The organism is Micromonospora sp. CPCC 205554, from assembly GCF_036902745.1.
GTDB lineage: Bacteria > Actinomycetota > Actinomycetes > Mycobacteriales > Micromonosporaceae > Micromonospora > Micromonospora tulbaghiae.
Genome location: NZ_JBAKHP010000015.1, coordinates 63,543 through 82,581, shown reverse-complemented (window position 1 = coordinate 82,581; position 19,039 = coordinate 63,543). Strand labels below are relative to the sequence as shown.

Genomic DNA, 19,039 nt, shown 5'->3' with positions numbered 1-19,039 from the left:
CGCATGAGCATCGACAACCTCGCCGACTGGATCGCCACCCGCGGCTACAGCACCAGCTAAGACCCCGCCGCGCATACGGCTGCAAAGCAAGAACACGCGAAAGGGCCCGACCCCACCACGGGGTCGGGCCCTTTCGTGCGTGTGTCAGGACTCGGCGAGGACGGCCAGGATCGCCTCGCCGTACTTGGCGAGCTTGTTCTCGCCGACCCCGTTGACCCGGGACAGCTCGGCCAGTGAGGCGGGCGTCTCGGCGGCGATCTGCCGCAGGGTCGCGTCGTGGAAGATGACGTACGCGGGGACGCCCTGTTCCTTGGCGGTGGCCGCGCGCCACGCGCGGAGCCGCTCGAAGACGGGCGCGGCGGCGGGGGAGAGGTCGGCGACGACGGTGGCCGCGCCCCGCGGCTTGGCGGACCGGCCGGCCGGGCGGTCCGGCTCCTTGCGCAGGGTGACGGTACGTCGGCGGCCGAGCACGTCCGCGCTGGCCTCGGTCAGCGCCAGCGTGCCGTAGTCGCCCTCGACGGCCAGCAGACCCTCGGCCAGCAGTTGGCGCACCACGCCACGCCACTCGGCCTCGCGTAGTTCGGTGCCGATGCCGAAGGTGCTCAGCGCGTCGTGGCCGTGCTGGTCGATCTTGTCGGTGTGCTTGCCGAGCAGGATGTCGATGCTGTGCCCGGCACCGAAGCGCTGGTTGCGTTCGCGGTCGAGCCGGTAGACGGTGGACAGCAGCTTCTGCGCGGCGACGGTGCCGTCCCAGGACTCGGGCGGGTCGAGGCAGGTGTCGCAGTTGCCGCAGTCGGCCACCTCGGTCTCGCCGAAGTATTCGAGCAGCTGGGCGCGGCGGCAGCGGACCGTCTCGCAGAGCGCCAGCATCGCGTCCAGGTGGGCGGCGAGGTTGCGCCGGTGCGCCAGGTCGCCCTCGGACGTCTCGATCATCTTGCGTTGCTGCACCACGTCCTGGAGCCCGTACGCCAGCCAGGCCGTGGACGGCAGCCCGTCGCGCCCGGCGCGGCCGGTCTCCTGGTAGTAGCCCTCCACCGACTTCGGCAGGTCGAGGTGGGCGACGAAGCGTACGTCGGGCTTGTCGATGCCCATGCCGAACGCGATGGTGGCGACCATGACCAGGCCGTCCTCGCGCAGGAAGCGCTGCTGGTTGGCGGCGCGGGTCGCGGCGTCCAGCCCGGCGTGGTAGGGCAGCGCGGGGATGCCGTTGACGACCAGGAACTCGGCGGTCTTCTCCACCGAGGCCCGGGACAGGCAGTAGACGATGCCGGCGTCGCCGGGGTGCTCGTCGCGCAGCAGGCTCAGCAACTGCTTGCGCGGTTCCCGTTTGGGCACGATGCGGTACTGGATGTTGGGCCGGTCGAAGCTGGCGACGAAGTGCCGGGCCTCGGTGAGCCGCAGCCGGGTGGCGATCTCGGTGCGCGTGGCCCGGGTCGCGGTGGCGGTCAGCGCGATCCGCGGTACGTCCGGCCAGCGCTCGTGCAGCATCGACAGGTTGAGGTAGTCGGGGCGGAAGTCGTGCCCCCACTGCGACACGCAGTGCGCCTCGTCGATCGCGAACAACGCGATCCGGCCGCGTTCGAGCAGGCCGAGCGTGGAGCGTACGGCTAGCCCCTCCGGGGCGAGGTAGAGCAGGTCCAGCTCGCCGGCGAGGTAGGCGGCCTCGACCCGGCGCCGCTGCGCGGGATCCTGGGTCGAGTTGAGGAACCCGGCCCGGACGCCGACCGCGGTGAGCGCGTCGACCTGGTCCTGCATGAGCGCGATCAGCGGCGAGACGACCACCGCCACGCCGTCGCGGACCAGCGCGGGGATCTGGTAGCACAGCGACTTGCCGCCACCGGTGGGCATGAGCACCAGCGCGTCGCCGCCGGCCACCACGTGCTCGACGACCTCCTGCTGGAAGCCGCGGAAGGCGTCGTACCCGAAGACCCGGCGCAGCACCTCGAGGGCGTCGCCGGTCTGCGGGGCGTTGGTCCGCTCGTCGGTGGGGGAGACCATCCGCGCAGTCTACGAGCGTCCCCCGACACCGCCCGTCCCGGCGAGCCGTCCCGGGGCCGCCGAGATGTTCCGGTCGTCACCCCGTGGAATCCCGGACCGGGCCGCAGCCGTTAGAGTCGCTGATTGACCATGCGCGGCCGACCGGCCGCGGCGCCACGGCTGGGGGTAGCGGGTGAGCGAGGCGCGTACAGCGGGTGACCTGGGGCCGACCGAGGCCGAGACGACTCCGGTGCGACCGGCGCCGGCCGAGTCGGACACCTCCCTGGTGGTGGTGACGGGCCTGTCCGGCGGCGGGCGCAGCACCGTGGCGCGGGCGTTGGAGAACGTCGGCTACTACGTGGTCGACAACCTGCCCCAGGCGCTGCTGCTGGACATGGCCGAGCTGGCGTTCAAGGCCGGCGGCGCGGCCCGGCGTACGGCGATGGTGCTGGACGTGCGCTCGCGCGCGTTCTCCACCGACCTGGCCGGGGCGATCCGGGAGCTGCGTGAGCGCGGCTTCCAGCCCCGGGTGGTCTTCGTCGACGCGGACGACGAGGTGCTGATCCGCCGGTTCGAGAGCGTGCGCCGCTCGCACCCGCTGCAGGGCGACGGGCGGCTGGCCGACGGCATCGCGGTCGAGCGGGCGCTGCTGGAGGAGGCCCGCGAGCAGGCCGACGTGATCATCGACACCAGCCACCTGAACGTGAACCAGCTGCGCCGCCGGGTCGAGGAGCTGTTCGGCGGCGAGGACGCCCGACGGCTGCGGATCACCGTGATCTCGTTCGGCTTCAAGTACGGCCTGCCGCCGGACGCCGACTTCGTGATGGACGCCCGCTTCCTGCCGAACCCGTACTGGGTGCCGGAGCTGCGCGAGCACACCGGCCGCGAGGAGGCGGTGAGCGCGTACGTGCTGGGCCAGGAGGGCGCCGACGCGTTCGTGGCCGGCTACGCCGACCTGGTCAACGCCACCACCGCCGGGTTCGAGCGGGAGGGCAAGCGCTACCTGACCGTGGCGGTCGGCTGCACCGGCGGCAAGCACCGCAGCGTGGCCATCGCCGAGGAGCTGGCCTCCCGGCTGCGCCACTCCGGCATCGCCGCCAACGCCCAGCACCGGGACCTGGGGCGGGAGTGACCCCGACCAGGGTGGTCGCCTTCGGCGGCGGGCACGGGCTCTCGGCGTCGCTGCGGGCGCTGCGTCACTGCGTACCCGAACTGGACCTGGACATCACCGCGGTGGTCACCGTCGGTGACGACGGCGGCTCCAGCGGCCGGTTGCGCGCCGAGCGCGGCGGCCTGCCGCCGGGTGACCTGCGGCAGGCGCTCGTCGCGCTGGCCGGTGACCACCCGGCCACCCGGCGCAGCGCGGCGTTGTTCCAGCACCGCTTCGCCGCCGCGGTGCCGCCGGCGCCGACGATCGCCGCGCCGGTCCCGGTCGCGGTCGGCGACTCGCTCGCCGGCCACGCGGTCGGCAACCTGCTGCTGCACGGGCTCACCGAGCTGCTCGGCGACCCGGTGGCCGCGCTCGACCACGCCGGGGCGATGCTCGGCGCGGTGGGGCGGGTGCTGCCGATGTCCCGCCAGCCGGTGGGCATCGAGGCCCGGGTCCGCGGCGCCGACCCGGAGCATCCGGACGAGGTGTCCACGGTGCGCGGCCAGCACCAGGTCGCGGTCACCCCGGGCACGGTCGAGTCGCTGCGGCTCAACCCGTCCGCGCCGGCCGCGTGCGCCGAGGCGGTGACGGCGGTGCACGCCGCGGACTGGCTGATCTTCGGGCCGGGCAGCTGGTACACGAGTGTGCTGCCGCACCTGCTGGTGCCGGGACTGGCCGACGCGATCGTGTCCAGCCCGGCGCGGCGGCTGGTCACGCTCAACCTGGTGGCCGAGAAGGAGACCTCGGGGCTCTCCCTACCCGACCATCTGGACACCCTGCGGCGCTATCTGCCCGAGTTGAAGGTGGACCGGGTGCTCGCCGACTCCACGGCGGTGGGTGATCCCGCGGCGGTCGAACGTGCGGCAGAATCGCTGGGTGCCCGGCTGGTCCTCGCTCCCGTCGCCGTCCTCGACGGCACGCCCCGTCATGATCCAGCCGCCCTGGGCGCCGCGCTGGTGCCTGTCCTGCGCGCCGATCGTTAGACACGTACGTAATCACCGGCGACACGCCGGAACCGGTCCGTGAGGGGGCGCACTATGGCGATGACGGCTGCGGTCAAGGACGAGCTGAGTCGGGTCGACGTGCCCAAGCCCTGCTGTCGCCGGGCGGAGATGGCCGCCCTGCTGCGTTTCGCCGGCGGCCTGCACATCGTGTCGGGCCGCGTCGTGGTCGAGGCGGAGCTGGACACCGGCGCGGTGGCGCGGCGGCTGCGGCGGGAGATCGCCGAGGTGTACGGCTACCCGAGCGAGATCCACGTGCTCGCCTCCGGCGGGCTGCGCAAGGGCAGCCATTTCATCGTGCGGGTGGTCAAGGACGGCGAGGCGCTCGCCCGGCAGACCGGCCTGCTCGACGTGCGGGGCCGCCCGGTGCGCGGCCTGCCGCCGCACGTGGTGGCCGCGAACGTCTGCTGTGCCGTGTCGGCCTGGCGGGGCGCGTTCATGGCGCACGGCTCGCTCACCGAGCCGGGCCGCTCCAGCGCGCTGGAGATCACCTGCCCGGGCCCCGAGTCGGCGCTGGCGCTGGTCGGCGCCGCCCGCCGCATCGGCATCACCGCCAAGAACCGCGAGGTGCGCGGCGTGGACCGGGTGGTGGTCAAGGACGGTGACGCGATCGCCGCGCTGCTCACCCGCATCGGCGCGCACTCCAGCGTGCTGGCCTGGGAGGAGCGCCGGGTACGCCGGGAGGTGCGCGCGACCGCGAACCGGCTGGCGAACTTCGACGACGCGAACCTGCGCCGCTCCGCCCGCGCCGCGGTGGCTGCCGCCGCCCGGGTGACCCGCGCGCTGGAGATCCTCGCCGACGACGCCCCGAACCACCTGACCTCGGCCGGGCGGCTGCGCCTGGAGCACCGTCAGGCCTCGCTGGAGGAACTCGGTGCGCTCGCCGAGCCGCCGCTGACCAAGGACGCCATCGCCGGCCGGATCCGCCGGCTGCTCGCGCTGGCCGACAAGCGTGCCCGTGACCTGGGCATCCCGGATACGGAAGCGGCAGTCACGCCGGACATGCTCGTGGTCTGATAGGACTCGGGCGGCATCGCACCGCGAGCGGGATCACCACCCGCCGCAGCGCGACGCCGCGCGCTCGGATATGGTCGCTGCGTACGGCAAGGGGGCCGGAACAGGCGCTCCTCGCCGTGCTCACCGCCTCGGGCGGTCAGGTCTCCGTGACCGCGGCGGGGTGGCCGAGATGACATGTCGACGGCCGGCTCCAACGGTCGGCGCACACACCTCCGCCGGCCGCGGTCTGACGCCGGCGGACCAGAACGCGAGGAGATGGGACCTGTGACCATCCGGGTTGGCATCAACGGCTTCGGCCGGATCGGCCGCAACTTCTTCCGGGCAGTGCTGGCGTCCGGCGCTGACGTCGAGGTCGTGGCGGTCAACGACCTGACCGACAACGCGACGCTCGCCCACCTTGTCAAGTACGACAGCATCCTGGGCCGCCTCCCGCACGAGGTGAAGGCCACCGCCGACGAGATCACCGTGGGCGGCAAGACCATCAAGGCGTACGCCGAGAAGGACCCGGCGAAGCTGCCGTGGGGCGAGGTCGGCGCCGACGTGGTCATCGAGTCCACCGGCTTCTTCACCGACGCCACCAAGGCGAAGGCGCACCTCGACGGCGGGGCCAAGAAGGTCATCATCTCCGCTCCGGCGAAGAACGAGGACGTCACAGTGGTCATGGGCGTCAACCAGGACCAGTACGACCCGGCCAAGCACAACATCATCTCGAATGCGTCCTGCACCACCAACTGCCTCGCGCCGATGGCGAAGGTCCTGCAGGACACGTTCGGCATCAAGCAGGGTCTGATGACCACCATCCACGCGTACACGCAGGACCAGAACCTGCAGGACGCGCCGCACAAGGACCTGCGCCGGGCCCGGGCCGCCGCGCTCAACATCGTGCCGACCTCGACCGGTGCCGCGAAGGCCATCGGCCTGGTGCTGCCGGAGCTGAAGGGCAAGCTGGACGGGTACGCGCTGCGCGTGCCGATCCCGACCGGCTCGGCCACCGACCTGACCGTGGAGGTCGGCCGGGAGACCACCGTGGACGAGGTCAACGCCGCGCTCAAGGCCGCCGCCGAGGGCCCGCTGCGGGGCATCCTCACCTACAACGAGGACCCGATCGTCTCCGCCGACATCGTGACCGACCCGGCGTCGTGCATCTTCGACGCGCCGCTGACCAAGGTGATCGGCAACCAGGTCAAGGTCGTCGGCTGGTACGACAACGAGTGGGGCTACTCGAACCGCCTGGTGGACCTGGTCAAGCTGGTGGGTCAGTCCCTGTGAGTGCGAGGAGCGAGCTTGCGAGCCCCGCAGTCACGAACGGAGGGCTAGCTCTGTGACGATCCGCAACCTCGACGACCTGCTCGCCGAGGGGGTGTCGGGTCGGCGCGTGCTGGTGCGCGCCGACCTGAACGTCCCGCTCGACAAGCAGACCGGGGAGATCACGGACGACGGCCGGATCCGGGCCGTCCTGCCGACGCTGAGCGCGCTGGTGCAGGCCGGCGCGAAGGTGGTCGTCTGCTCGCACCTGGGCCGCCCGAAGGGCGCGCCCGACCCGCAGTTCAGCCTCCGCCCGGTCGCCGGGCGGCTCGGCGAGCTGCTCGGCGCCCCGGTGCACTTCGCCGAGGACACCGTCGGCGACTCGGCGCGGTCCACGGTGGGTGCCCTGGCCGACGGCCAGGTCGCGCTGCTGGAGAACCTGCGGTTCAACAAGGGCGAGACCAGCAAGGACGACGCGGAGCGGGGCGCGTTCGCCGACCAGCTCGCCGCGCTCGGCGACGCCTACGTGGACGACGCGTTCGGCGCGGTGCACCGCAAGCACGCCAGCGTGCACGACGTACCGGCCCGGCTGCCGCACTTCGCGGGCCGGCTGGTGCTGCGCGAGGTCGAGGTGCTCAGCCGTCTCACCGGCGAGCCGGAGCGGCCGTACGTGGTGGTGCTGGGCGGCTCGAAGGTCTCCGACAAGCTGGCCGTGATCGAGGCGCTGCTGCCGACCGTCGACCGGCTGCTCATCGGCGGCGGGATGTGCTTCACCTTCCTCAAGGCCCAGGGCCACGAGGTGGGCACGTCGCTGCTGGAGAAGGACATGGTCGAGACCTGCCGCAACCTGATGGAGCGCGCGCCGGGCAAGATCATGCTCCCGGTCGACGTGGTGGCCGCCGACGCGTTCGCGCCGGACGCCGCGCACGACACGGTGCCCGCCGACGGCATCCCCAGCCACCGGCTGGGCCTGGACATCGGTCCGGAGACGGTGGCCGGTTTCGCCGCCGCGCTGTCGCAGGCGAAGACCGTCTTCTGGAACGGCCCGATGGGCGTGTTCGAGATGGCGGCGTTCGCCAACGGCACCCGGGGCGTGGCCGAGGCGATCACCAAGGCCGACGCGTTCAGCGTGGTCGGCGGCGGCGACTCGGCCGCGGCGGTGCGTGCGCTGGGCCTGGACGAGTCCTCGTTCGGGCACATCTCCACCGGTGGTGGCGCCTCCCTGGAATACCTGGAGGGCAAGACCCTCCCCGGCATCGCGGCCCTGGAGAACTGAATGGCGAGCACGACCCGCCGGCCGCTGATGGCCGGCAACTGGAAGATGAACCTGAACCACCTCGAGGCCAACCTGCTGGTGCAGAAGCTGGCCGCGAGCCTGAACGAGAAGCAGCTCACCGACGTCGAGTGCGTGGTGCTGCCGCCCTTCACCGACCTGCGTACCGTGCAGACCGCGGTGGACGGCGACAAGCTGCTGATCGGCTACGGGGCGCAGGACCTGTCGCCGCACCCGTCGGGCGCGTACACCGGTGACATCGCCGGTCCGATGCTGGCCAAGCTGGGCTGCGGTTACGTGGTGGTCGGCCACTCCGAGCGGCGGCAGTACCACCACGAGGACGACGCGCTGGTCAACGCGAAGGTGTCGGCGGCGCTGGCGAACGGGCTCACCCCGATCCTCTGCATCGGCGAGGGCCTGGAGGTCCGGGAGCAGTCGGGTCAGGTGCGGCACTGCTGCGACCAGCTCGACGGCGCGCTGAAGGGGCTCACCGCCGAGCAGGTCACCAAGGTCGTCGTGGCGTACGAGCCGGTCTGGGCGATCGGCACCGGCAAGACGGCGACCCCGGACGACGCCCAGGAGGTCTGCGGCGCGGTGCGCAAGCGCATCGCCGAGACCTACGACGAGGGCACCGCCGAGCAGGTCCGGATCCTGTACGGCGGGTCGGTCAAGGCGTCGAACGTCGCCGCGATCATGGCGCAGCCGGACGTGGACGGGGCTCTGGTCGGGGGCGCCAGCCTGGACGCGGAGGAGTTCGCGCAGATCTGCCGGTTCCCGGAGCACATCGCCCGCTGATCGCTCGCTATCCTTGACGCTGCCCGTCCACCGGTCGGTGCCGCAGTGCCCGACAGGTCCGGGCAGTGATCGCAACGAGAGGACTGACCCCCGCCATGCCGATCTGGTTCGCCTACACGATGATCGTGTTGCTGGTCATCACGAGCGTCCTGCTCACCCTGCTGATCCTCCTGCACCGCGGTAAGGGCGGCGGGTTGTCGAGCATGTTCGGCGGCGGCGTCAGCTCCAGCCTGGCCGGTTCGTCGGTGGCCGAGAAGAACCTCGACCGCTACACCGTTCTGGTGGGAATCGTCTGGTTCGCGTGCATCGTCGGGCTCGGGCTCTGGCTGCGGCTGCAGATGGCCAGCGGCACCTGAGTCGGCGCTGGGAAGCGTACAATCTGCGCGCGGTCCGTCACGGACCGCGCGCAGTTTTGTTTCTCCGCGCGTCGCCCGTCGCCCACCCCCTCCGGCGGCGGTCCCCTCCGACGACAGGGAGCGAGCAACCGTGCCCAGCAACAACGTCATCCGCGGCACCCGGGTCGGGTCCGCCCCCGAGCGGTTCGACCAGCGGGTCGAACCTGCGCCGCGCCGCCCGGTCGTCTACTGGTGCCGCCACGGGCACCGGGTCGAGTTCCTGATCGCCGCCGAGGCGGAGACGCCCGCCGCCTGGGAGTGCCCCCGCTGCGGCGAGCCGGCCGGCCCCGACCCGGGCGACCCGCCGGGCCGCCAGCGCGCCGAGCCGTACAAGACCCACCTGGCGTACGTGCAGGAGCGGCGCACGCCGGAGGAGGGTGAGGCGCTGCTCGCCGAGGCCCTCGACGCGCTGCGCCGGCGTCGCGGCCGCGCCTGAGGCCGGTCGTGGAGGGCCCGGACGGGCCCTCCACGGCGGTTCAGCGGAGGCTGCGCAGGCGCGGCGGCACGTTCGCCGCGGCGGCCCGGTCGAGGAGCCAGAGGGTACGGGAGACGCCCCGCACCCCGGCGGCCGGCAGCTGCACCGGCCCGGCCCCGGCCAGCGCCATGCCCACCGCCCGGGCCTTGTCCGCCCCGGCGGCGACCAGCCAGACCTCCTCGGCCGTGTTGATCGTCGGCAGGGTCAGCGTGGTCCGCACCGGCGGCGGCTTCGGGCTGCCCCGCACCGCGCTGACCGGCCGGTTGTCGTGGTGCACCGGGTGCTCCGGGAACACCGACGCCACATGCCCGTCCTCGCCGACGCCGAGCATCAGCACGTCGAAGTGCGGCACCACCGCGTTCCCGGGCCGGGCGGCGGCGGCAAGCTCCCGCGCGTACCCGGCCGCGGCCGCCTCCGGGTCGTCGCCCGCAGGGCCGTCCGACGCCGGCATCGGGTGCACCCGGGCCGGGTCGAGCGGCACCGTGTCCAGCAGCGCCGCCCGCGCCTGCGTCTCGTTGCGCTCCGGGTCGCCGGCGGGAAGGAACCGCTCGTCGCCCCACCACACGTCGACCCGGGACCAGTCGACCGCGTCCCGGGCGGGCAGCTGCCCGACCGCCCGGTACACCGCCGCGGCGATCCGCCCGCCGGTCAGGACCACCGACGCCTGGCCGCGCTCGGCCTGCGCGTCGAGCAGCTTCACCACCAGCCGGGCCGCCACCGCCTGCGCCAGCAGGTCGGGGTCGGCGTGTACGGCGACACTCGCCTCAGTCATCCGTCGTGCCCTCGTGTTCCGACCGCCCACCGGCGGTCACCTGTGCCTCCGACCGCCCGGTCCGGGCGGTCACTCGTTCGCGGTCGCGCCCGCGTGCGCGGTCACGCCGGCCTCGGCCCGCTGGGCGGTCGCCGGATCCTTCCACACGTGCACCCGCTGCGCCGGGCGCTGGTCGAGCCCGGTGATCCCGGCCGCGGCGCCGAGCGCCTCCGCGTACACCTGGTCGGCGTCGAGGCGGCGCAGCTCCTCGGCCAGCTCGTCACCGAGCGGCCGGCGCACCAGCGGCAGCGTGCGGTCCTCCTGCCCGGTACGCCGGAACACCGCGACGCTGTCGTCCCGGGTGAGCGTCAGCTCGTCGCCGTTGGCGCAGCGCAACTGCACCTGGCGCATCCGCGGGAACTCGTCGGTGGCGGTCAGGACCGGGTCGATGCCGAGCCGGGCCTTCAGCCAGCCGCGCATCAGCGCCGCCGTCGGGTCGGACGCGGGCGCCACCACGCTGGCCTCGGTGACCCGGGCCTGGGTGGTGTCGAACGCGCCCGCCACGAGCGTGCGCCACGGGGTGATCCGGGTCCACGCCAGGTCGGTGTCGCCCGGGGCGTAGTCGTGGGCCCGCTGGCGCAGCGCGGCGATCGGGTCGGCGGCCTGCGCCGAGTCGGTGATCCGCCGGTCCGCGACCACGCCGAGGAAGTCGGTGGAGATCTCCTCCGGCGGCTCGCCGTGCCACCACGTCACCACCGGCACGTCCGGCACCAGCAGCGGCATCACCACCGACTCGGCGTGCAGCGCGAGCCGCCCGTACATCCGGGTCACGACCGCCTCGCACGGGCCGAGCCGGCCACCCACGACGATCTCCGCGTCCAGCCGGTTGCGGTCGCGTTCCACGTCGGAACGGACCACCACGAGCAGCCGGCACGGATGCGCCGCCGCGGCGATGGTGGCCGCCGCCTCCGCCTCGCGGACCCGCTTCTCGTCCACCACCACGATCAGCGTGAGCGCCATGCCGCTGGCCACCCCGCCCGCGCTGCGCCGTTCCGCGGCCAGCGCCTTGACCACCTCGTTGCCGGTGGTGTCCCACAGCCCGATCATGCTCTTCTCCAAGCCCGGCCCTCGCGGGCCAGCATCTCGTCGGCGGCCCGGGGCCCCCACTCACCGGCCCGGTACGGCTCCGGGGTCGTGCCCTCCCAGGCGTGCTCCAGCGGGTCGACGACCTGCCAGCTCTGCTCCACCTCGGCGGCGTCCGGGAACAGCGTCCGGTCGCCGATCAGCACGTCCAGCACCAGCCGCTCGTACGCCTCGGGGCTGGACTCGGTGAACGCCTCGCCGTACTGGAAGTCCATGGCGATGTCGCGGACCTCCATCGTGGTGCCCGGCACCTTGGAGCCGAACTTCAGCACCACGCCCTCGTCCGGCTGCACCCGGATGACGAGCTGGTTGGGGCCGAGGGACTCCATGTCGGCGGCGTTGAACGGCAGGTGCGGCGCCTTCTTGAACATGATGGCCACCTCGGTGACCCGCCGGGGCAGCCGCTTGCCGGCCCGGATGTAGAACGGCACCCCGGCCCAGCGGCGGTTCTGGATGCCCAGCTTCACCGCCACGTACGTCTCGGTGGTGGAGCCCTCCGGGACGCCCTCCTCCTCCAGGTAGCCCTTGGCGCGCTCGCCGCCCACCCAGCCGGGCAGGTACTGGCCGCGCACGGTGTCCTCGGAGACGTCGTGCGGCACGGTGATCGCCTTGAGCACCTTGAGCTTCTCGGCCCGGATCTCGTCGGCGTCGAAACTCGTCGGCTCCTCCATCGCGACCAGCGCGAGCAGCTGGAGCAGGTGGTTCTGGAGCACGTCGCGGGCAGTGCCGACGGAGTCGTAGAACGCCGCCCGGGTGCCGATGCCGACGTCCTCGGCCATGGTGATCTGCACCGAGTCGACGTACTTGGAGTTCCACAGCGGCTCGAACAGGTTGTTCGCGAAGCGCAGCGCCAGGATGTTCTGGACCGTCTCCTTGCCCAGGTAGTGGTCGATCCGGAACACGTCCTGGCGGGTGAAGACGTCGTCGACCAGGTCGTTGAGCGCCTTGGCCGAGGGCAGGTCGTTGCCGAACGGCTTCTCCACCACCACCCGGCGCCAGCCGCCGGACTTGGCGTTGTCCGCCATGCCGGTGCGGGCGAGCTGCTTGAGCACCACCGGGAAGGCCGCCGGGGGGATGGAGAAGTAGAAGGCGGCGTTGCCGGGGATGCCGTGCGAGTCGCGCAGCTCGTCGAGCGTGGCGGCGAGCTGGTCGAACGCGGCGTCGTCGTCGAACGAGCCGCCGACGAACTTGATGTTGCCGGCGAGCCGGGCCCACACCTCCTCCCGCCACGGGGTACGGGCGTGCTTCTTGGCCGCGTCGTGCGCCACCGACTCGAAGTCGCCGTCGCCCCAGTCCCGGCGCGCGAAGCCCAGCACCACGAAGCCGGGCGGCAGGAGCCCTCGGTTGGCCAGGTCGTAGACCGCCGGCAGCAGCTTCTTGCGGGCCAGGTCGCCCGTCACCCCGAAGATCACCAGGGCACACGGCTCGGGGATCCGGGGCAGCCGCCGGTCCTGCGGATCGCGCAGCGGGTTCACCGGGCCACCTCCTCCTGCGTCTCGGTCCGCTGATTCCAGGTCATTGATCGTCACGTGCGTGTCCGTCCGGCCGTTTCCAGGAGCTGGGCGACACCCGCCGCCCGCTCGGTCAGGTGCAGTCGCAGCACCGGTCGCTCCCGGCCGGCCAGGGCCCGCCGGTCGCCGGCGGCCTGGGCCGCCTGGAGCTGCGCGAAGGTGTACGGACGGCCGGGCACCTCCAGATCATCGGTGACCGCACCGGTGATCTGGAGGTGCCGGCCGTGCGGGTCGGTGTGTTCCGGCCGGCGCGGTCCCCAGCCGAAGGTGACCGGGCGTCCGGCGGCCCGCGCCAGCAGCGGGCGCAGCCCGGCGACCGCCGCGTCGGCGTGCCGGTCGAGGTACGCGGTCACCACGAGGTGCTCCCGTTCGCCCAGCCCGTCGAGCAGCCAGCGCAGCGCGCCGGTCAGGTCGGCCGGGACGCCGCTCGGGGCGTACACCTCGATCGCGCCCTCGGCCGACGACGGCGGCCCGCTCTCCGGCGCCGCGTCGTCGTCCACCGGGTCCGGCGGCGCGGCGAACGGGTCGGTCCGCAGCGTCACCGCGGCGGTCGCGGCGGCGCAGGCCCAGGCGAGCAGGTGCGCGCCGAGCGGTCCGTTGACCGCGACGTCGGCGGCCACGCCCGGTCCGACGCCGGCGCCGAGGGCACCGCCGAGACCGACTGTGAGCACGCCCGGCCCGGTGGCGCCGGGGGAGTCGGGGGACTCCGCGACCACCGGCAGCAGCCGTCCGCCGGTGGCGTCGGCGAGCAGCGCACCCGCCCAGCGGCCCAGGCCGTCGAGGCCGGTGCCGTCGGGGACCAGCGCGACCGTGTCCCGTCCGGTGCCGGGCGCCGCGCCCAGGGCCGCGCCGAGCGCCAGGGCGGGGTTGTCCCGGTCCCGGTCGAGCGCGCCGGTGAGCGCCTCGGCCTCGTCCAGCACCTCGGCCACCGGCGCGCCGGCCAGCGCGGCCGGGACCAGGCCGAACGCGGTGAGCGCGGCCCACGGCCCGGACACGCCGGGCTCGGCCGGGATCACCACGGCGCCCAGCTCGTCGGCGCGCGCCGCGAGTTCCGAGCCGGGCTCGGTGACCACCACGACGTGCCGGGCGGCATCCGGGCCCTCGTCCGCCCACGCCTGCCGGTAGGCCCGCAGGTGGGCGTCGGTGGTCCGGTCGAGGCCGTGCCGGGCGGCGAGCACCAGGAGGGTACGCGCCGGACGGTCGGCGAGCGCGGCACGCACCGGCCCCGGATCGGCGGTGTCGAGCACCGTCACCGGCCGGCCCAGGCAGTCGGCCAGCACCTCGGCGGCGAGCGTGTCGCCGCGGGCGCCGGCCAGCACCACGTGGTCCAGGTCGTCCAGCTCGGCGGCCAGTTCGGCGAGCTGGGGGAGCAGGTCCCGGCTGTGCCGGTGGGCGTGCAGCCAGCCCAGCCGGTGGAGGGCCGCCGGCTCGGCGGCGGGTCCCCAGAGGGCCGGGTCGGCGGCGGCGAGCCGGGCCGGGACGTCGTGGGAGACGAGCGTGGCGCGGGTGGACGCACCGAGGGCGTCGGCCCCGCGCACGGCCAGGCCGGCGGCCATGTCCGCCCGCCCGGCCAGCAGGTCACTCACGGCATCCCCTCAGTGTCACCCGTTCCACGGTACGGCGCGACGCGTCCCGGGGCCCGGCCCCGGGACGCGTCGGACGCCGTCTGTCACGCGTTGCCGCCGGCCTGCTGGGCCGCCTGTGCGTTCCCCTCGGCGGCCCGGTGCGGGCTGCCCGAGCCCTTGGCCGCCTCGGCGAGGGACTTCTTGACCCCCTCCAGCAGCTCCACCCAGCTCGCCTCGAACTTCTCCACGCCCTCGCGCTCCAGCGTGGCGATCACGTCGGACAGGTCCACGCCCACCGACTCGAGATCGGCGAAGACCTGGCGGGCGTCGTCGTAGGCGACGGTGACGGTGTCCGGCTTCGTCTCGCCGTGCTCGGCGTAGGCGTGGACGACCGGTTCCGGCATCGTGTTGACGGTGCCGGGCGCGATCAGCTCCTCGACGTAGATGACGTCCCGGTAGTCCGGGTTCTTCGTCGACGTGGAGGCCCACAGCGGGCGCTGCGGGTGGGCGCCCGCGTCGGCCAGCTTCTGCCAGCGCGCCGAGGAGAAGACCTCGCCGTAGCGCTCGTACGCCAGCCGAGCGTTGGCGACCGCGGCCTTGCCGCGCAGCGACTTCGCCTGGTCCGAGCCGATCTTCTCCAGCCGCTTGTCCACCTCGGTGTCGACCCGGGAGACGAAGAACGAGGCGACCGAGCCGATCTTCGACAGGTCGTGCCCGTTCGCCTGCGCCTGCTCCAGGCCGGCCAGGAAGGCGTCCATCACCTGCGAGTACCGGTCCAGGCCGAAGATCAGCGTGACGTTGACGCTGATCCCCTCGGCGAGCGTCGCGGTGATCGCGGGCAGGCCCTCCTCGGTGGCCGGGATCTTGATGAACAGGTTCGGCCGGTCGACCAGCCACCACAGCGCCTTGGCCTCGGCGACGGTCTTCGCCGCGTCGTGCGCCGAGCGCGGGTCCACCTCGATCGACACCCGGCCGTCCACGCCGCCGCTGACGTCGTACGAGGGGCGCATCACGTCGCAGGCCCACCGCACGTCGTACGTGGTGAGCATGCGGACCGCCTCCTCGACGTCCACGCCGCGCACGGCGAGGTCACGAAGCTGCCAGTCGTACTCGTCGGCGTCGCTCAACGCCTTCGCGAAGATCGTCGGGTTGGTGGTCACCCCGGCGACGTGGCTCTCCCGGCGCAGCTTGTCCAGCCCGCCGGAGCTCAGCCGTACCCGGGAAAGATCGTCGAGCCAGATCGCCACACCGGCGCCCTGGAGCTCCTTCAGCCTGTCCGTCATGCCGTCCACGCTCCCCTCAGTTGCCGGTCGTGAAACCGGTGATGTCGCCCACCCGGGTCAGCGCCGCGTGCGCGGCGGCCACGATCCGGTCGGGGGTGAACCCGAACTGCTCGAAGAGCACGGTGTGCGGCGCGCTGGCGCCGTAGTGCTCGATGCTCACGCACTCGCCGCTGTCGCCGACGATCGCGCGCCACGACATCGCGATGCCCGCCTCCACGCTCACCCGTGCCTTTACCCCGCGAGGCAGCACCGACTCCCGGTACGCCTCGTCCTGGGCGAAGAACCACTCCTGGCACGGCATGGACACGACCCGGGTGGGGGTGCCGTCGGCCTCCAGCCGCTCCCGCGCGGTGAGGCAGAGCTGCACCTCGGAGCCGGTGCCGACCAGGATCACCTGCGGCTTGCCGTTCGACGCCTCGGCCAGCACGTACCCGCCCTTGGCGACGCCCTCGGCGCCGCCCAGGTCGGTGCGGTCGAACGTCGGCAGCGCCTGGCGGCTGAGCGCCAGCGCGGTCGGCCGGTCGGTGTGCTCCAGCGCCTGCCGCCACGCCCAGACCGTCTCGTTGGCGTCGGCCGGGCGGACCACGTCCAGGCCGGGGATGGCCCGCAGCGCGGTCAGGTGCTCGATCGGCTGGTGCGTCGGGCCGTCCTCGCCGAGGCCGATCGAGTCGTGCGTCCAGACGTAGGTCACCGGCAGCTTCATCAGCGCGGCCAGCCGCACCGCCGGGCGCATGTAGTCGCTGAACACCAGGAACGTGCCGCCGTACGGGCGGGTGCCGCCGTGCAGGGCGATGCCGTTGAGGATCGAGCCCATGGCGTGCTCGCGGATGCCGAAGTGCAGCGTGCGGCCGTACTCGTCACCGGGGAAGTCCTTCGTGGCGTGCGCGGCCGGGACGAACGACGGCTCGCCCTTCATCGTGGTGTTGTTGCTCTCGGCCAGGTCGGCCGAGCCGCCCCACAGCTCGGGCAGCACCGGCGCCAGGGCCGCCAGGATCTTGCCGGAGGCGGCCCGGGTGGCGACGCCCTTGGCGTCCGCCGGGAAGGTCGGCAGCGCGTCGGTCCAGCCGGTCGGCAGCGTACGGGTGGCCATCCGGTCCCACAGCGCCTTGCGTTCCGGGTCGGCCTTCGCCCACGCGTCGAACCGGGTGGTCCACTCGGCCTGCTGCTGCGCGCCGCGCTCCAGCACCTGGCGGGCGTGCTTGAGCACCTCCTCGTCGACCTGGAAGGTGCGCTGCGGGTCGAAGCCGAGGATCTCCTTGGTGGCCTTGACCTCGTCCGCGCCGAGCGCCGAGCCGTGGATCTTGCCGGTGTTCTTCTTGTTCGGCGCGGGCCAGCCGATGATCGTGCGCAGCGCGATGAACGACGGCCGGCCGGTCTCCGCCTTGGCCGCCAGCAGCGCCTCGTACAGCGCCTCCACGTCTTCGTGGTAGTCGCCCTGGTCGGCGTCGCCGCGGCGCCAGTCGACGGTCTGCACGTGCCAGCCGTACGCCTCGTAGCGGGCCGCCACGTCCTCGCTCTTGGCGATGCGGGTGTCGTCCTCGATCGAGATCTCGTTGTCGTCGTAGATCACGCAGAGGTTGCCGAGCTGCTGGTGACCGGCGAGCGCGCTGGCCTCGTGGGTGATGCCCTCCTCGATGTCACCGTCGGAGGCGATGCACCAGATGTCGTGCCGGAACGGGGAGTCGGCGCGGTCCGGCTCGGGGTCGAACAGGCCGCGCTCGCGGCGGGCGGCCATGGCCATGCCGACCGCGTTGCCGAGGCCCTGGCCGAGCGGCCCGGTGGTGGTCTCGACGCCCGGGGTGTGGCCGTGCTCCGGGTGGCCCGGGGTGAGCGAGCCCCACTGGCGCAGCGCCTTGAGGTCGTCCAGCGCCAGCGGGTAGCCGGAGAGGAAGAGCTGGATGTAGAGCGTCAGGCTGGAGTGGCCGGCGGAGAGCACGAACCGGTCGCGACCGGCCCAGTTCGGGTCGGCGGGGTTGTGCCGCATGACCCGGTTGAAGAGCAGGTACGCCACCGGGGCGAGGCTCATCGCCGTCCCCGGGTGGCCGTTGCCGGATTTCTCCACGGCGTCCATGGCCAGCACGCGGACCGTGTCGACGGCCCTGCGGTCGAGGTCGGACCAGTTGAGAGCGGGAAGCTCGGGTCGGTTGGCAGCCACGATGGTTGTGCTCCTCGGCAGATGGGCGGAACCCTCACTGATGACCCTATCGAGCGGTGCTAAACGTCCGCCCGGGGATCTCAGCATGCTGTTCTGTACGGATCCCGGAGCTTCGGTCGTTCAACCCCAGGTGTGACGGCTCGCACCGTTGCCGGGTCCACGGGGCAGCGAAAACGACGCCGCGTAGTGTGTGGGGCGGTGTGTGGACCCGCAGCGGTCCGGGCCGAACGACCTCCCCCGCCGATGCCGGAAGGTGGCAATCCGTGAGCATGATCACCGAGCGCCCCGTCAGCAACCCTGCCGGGCAGTCGCCGGTGGGCGCGGTGGCGGAGGCGCCGGCGAGCGGCCGGCGGGACGTACGCGCCGTGGTGGCGGCGTACGTGACGCTGACCAAGCCGCGGATCGTCGAGCTGCTGCTGGTCACCACCGTGCCGGCGATGATGCTCGCGCACGGCGGGATGCCGTCGCTGTGGCTGGTCGCCGTGGTGCTGGTCGGCGGGTCGCTCGCGGCCGGCGCGGCGAGCGTCATCAACTGCTACATCGACCGCGACATCGACCAGCTCATGCGGCGCACCAAGCGGCGCCCGCTGCCCGCGCACACCGTGTCGCCGCGCAGCGCGCTGGTCTTCGGCCTGGTGCTGGCGGCCGTGTCGGTGGCGCTGATGGCGGCGGCGACGAACTGGCTGGCGACGGTGCTGACGCTGGCCGCGATCGCCTACTACGACCTGGTCTACACGCTGTGGCTGAAGCGGACCACGGCCGCCAACACGTTCTGGGGCGGCATCTGCGGGGCCGCGCCGGTGCTGATCGGCTGGGCGGCGGTGACCGGTTCGCTGGCGCCGGCCGCGTGGGGCCTGTTCGCGGTGGTCTTCTTCTGGCAGATGCCGCACTTCTACGCGCTGGCCATCAAGTACAAGGCCGACTACGCCCGCGCCGGTGTGCCGATGCTGCCGGTGGTGGCCTCGGTCCGGCGGGTCAACGCCGAGATCATCGGCTTCTCCTGGCTGACGGTGCTCTCCTCGCTGGCGGTCTGGCCGCTCGGGATGAGCCCGATCTACGGGGTGACCGCGCTCGTGGTCGGCGGGATCTTCCTCGTCGAGGCACACAAGCTGTGCCGGCGCGCGACGCGCGGCGAGGCGGTCAAGCCGATGCGGCTGTTCCACTGGTCGACCACGTATCTCACGATTCTCTTCGCGGCGGTCGCGCTCGACGCGCTGATCTGACCCGCCGTCCGGCGGTTCATCAGAAATTTTTTTCGGGCTTTCCGGAGGGGTTCAACCCGGACAGATTGTGACGATCCCGC

Annotated in this window: 16 protein-coding genes; 9 read left to right on the top strand and 7 right to left on the bottom strand. The window is 73.0% G+C overall.

The features are described 5' to 3' along the window. Positions 1-144: 144 nt before the first annotated feature. Positions 145-1,998 carry a DNA helicase RecQ gene (recQ, locus tag V6U82_RS19615; protein WP_334463223.1) on the bottom strand — a complete coding sequence of 618 codons (1,854 nt, stop codon included), beginning with the start codon at positions 1,996-1,998 and terminating at the stop codon, positions 145-147. A gap of 199 nt (positions 1,999-2,197) precedes the next feature. Here recQ and rapZ point away from each other — a divergent pair, with 199 nt between their 5' ends. From rapZ to V6U82_RS19575, 8 genes are all read left to right on the top strand, one after another. After that, positions 2,198-3,109 (top strand): RNase adapter RapZ, encoded by a 912-nt coding sequence (gene rapZ / locus V6U82_RS19610; RefSeq protein ID WP_221488539.1) that lies wholly within the window; start codon positions 2,198-2,200, stop codon positions 3,107-3,109. Next, positions 3,106-4,110, top strand: coding sequence for a gluconeogenesis factor YvcK family protein (locus V6U82_RS19605; protein ID WP_334463222.1), 1,005 nt, complete (start codon positions 3,106-3,108; stop codon positions 4,108-4,110). The genes rapZ and V6U82_RS19605 overlap by 4 nt, the downstream gene beginning before the upstream one ends. Before the next feature lie 54 nt (positions 4,111-4,164). Then, positions 4,165-5,145, top strand: coding sequence for a DNA-binding protein WhiA (gene whiA, locus V6U82_RS19600; RefSeq protein ID WP_018788213.1), 981 nt, complete (start codon positions 4,165-4,167; stop codon positions 5,143-5,145). Between the two features lie 264 nt (positions 5,146-5,409). After that, the gene (gene gap, locus V6U82_RS19595; RefSeq protein ID WP_120568918.1) at positions 5,410-6,414 is read left to right on the top strand and encodes a type I glyceraldehyde-3-phosphate dehydrogenase; all 1,005 of its coding nucleotides are present in this window, start codon (positions 5,410-5,412) and stop codon (positions 6,412-6,414) included. 52 nt (positions 6,415-6,466) lie between these two features. Then, the gene (locus tag V6U82_RS19590; RefSeq protein WP_334463219.1) at positions 6,467-7,666 is read left to right on the top strand and encodes a phosphoglycerate kinase; all 1,200 of its coding nucleotides are present in this window, start codon (positions 6,467-6,469) and stop codon (positions 7,664-7,666) included. Further along, positions 7,667-8,458: a triose-phosphate isomerase gene (gene tpiA, locus V6U82_RS19585; protein WP_120568920.1), complete on the top strand. Its 792-nt coding sequence runs from the start codon at positions 7,667-7,669 to the stop codon at positions 8,456-8,458. Between the two features lie 95 nt (positions 8,459-8,553). Beyond that, positions 8,554-8,814: a preprotein translocase subunit SecG gene (secG, locus tag V6U82_RS19580; RefSeq protein ID WP_013287463.1), complete on the top strand. Its 261-nt coding sequence runs from the start codon at positions 8,554-8,556 to the stop codon at positions 8,812-8,814. Between the two features lie 130 nt (positions 8,815-8,944). Further along, complete coding sequence (locus tag V6U82_RS19575) at positions 8,945-9,289, top strand: RNA polymerase-binding protein RbpA (RefSeq protein WP_073831415.1); 345 nt, start codon at positions 8,945-8,947, stop codon at positions 9,287-9,289. Positions 9,290-9,329: 40 nt separating this feature from the next. On the opposite strand, the gene pgl is transcribed toward V6U82_RS19575, so the two are convergent. From pgl to tkt, 6 genes are all read right to left on the bottom strand, one after another. Next, on the bottom strand, positions 9,330-10,100 hold the full coding sequence (gene pgl, locus V6U82_RS19570; RefSeq protein WP_334463213.1) for a 6-phosphogluconolactonase: 771 nt from the start codon (positions 10,098-10,100) through the stop codon (positions 9,330-9,332). Between the two features lie 69 nt (positions 10,101-10,169). Next, complete coding sequence (locus V6U82_RS19565) at positions 10,170-11,186, bottom strand: glucose-6-phosphate dehydrogenase assembly protein OpcA (protein ID WP_334463211.1); 1,017 nt, start codon at positions 11,184-11,186, stop codon at positions 10,170-10,172. Next, a complete protein-coding gene (zwf, locus tag V6U82_RS19560; protein WP_120568922.1) occupies positions 11,183-12,697 on the bottom strand; it encodes a glucose-6-phosphate dehydrogenase in 1,515 nt (504 codons plus the stop codon). Before zwf ends, V6U82_RS19565 begins: the two co-directional genes overlap by 4 nt. Before the next feature lie 50 nt (positions 12,698-12,747). Then, positions 12,748-14,319: a glucose-6-phosphate isomerase gene (locus V6U82_RS19555; RefSeq protein WP_334463209.1), complete on the bottom strand. Its 1,572-nt coding sequence runs from the start codon at positions 14,317-14,319 to the stop codon at positions 12,748-12,750. Between the two features lie 83 nt (positions 14,320-14,402). Further along, complete coding sequence (gene tal / locus V6U82_RS19550; RefSeq protein ID WP_334463208.1) at positions 14,403-15,581, bottom strand: transaldolase; 1,179 nt, start codon at positions 15,579-15,581, stop codon at positions 14,403-14,405. Between the two features lie 16 nt (positions 15,582-15,597). After that, positions 15,598-17,736, bottom strand: a complete 2,139-nt coding sequence (tkt, locus tag V6U82_RS19545) for a transketolase (RefSeq protein WP_334463205.1) — start codon at positions 17,734-17,736, stop codon at positions 15,598-15,600. Positions 17,737-17,999: 263 nt separating this feature from the next. Here tkt and V6U82_RS19540 point away from each other — a divergent pair, with 263 nt between their 5' ends. Further along, a complete protein-coding gene (locus V6U82_RS19540; RefSeq protein WP_334463203.1) occupies positions 18,000-18,959 on the top strand; it encodes a heme o synthase in 960 nt (319 codons plus the stop codon). Positions 18,960-19,039 lie beyond the last annotated feature (80 nt).

Coding starts and splice junctions, on each gene's coding strand:
- secG (WP_013287463.1), top strand. CDS start 8,554: ATGCCGATCTGGTTCGCCTACACGATGATCGTGTTGCTGGTCATCACG.
- tpiA (WP_120568920.1), top strand. CDS start 7,667: ATGGCGAGCACGACCCGCCGGCCGCTGATGGCCGGCAACTGGAAGATG.
- whiA (WP_018788213.1), top strand. CDS start 4,165: ATGGCGATGACGGCTGCGGTCAAGGACGAGCTGAGTCGGGTCGACGTG.
- pgl (WP_334463213.1), bottom strand. CDS start 10,100: ATGACTGAGGCGAGTGTCGCCGTACACGCCGACCCCGACCTGCTGGCG.
- recQ (WP_334463223.1), bottom strand. CDS start 1,998: ATGGTCTCCCCCACCGACGAGCGGACCAACGCCCCGCAGACCGGCGAC.
- tal (WP_334463208.1), bottom strand. CDS start 15,581: ATGACGGACAGGCTGAAGGAGCTCCAGGGCGCCGGTGTGGCGATCTGG.
- V6U82_RS19565 (WP_334463211.1), bottom strand. CDS start 11,186: ATGATCGGGCTGTGGGACACCACCGGCAACGAGGTGGTCAAGGCGCTG.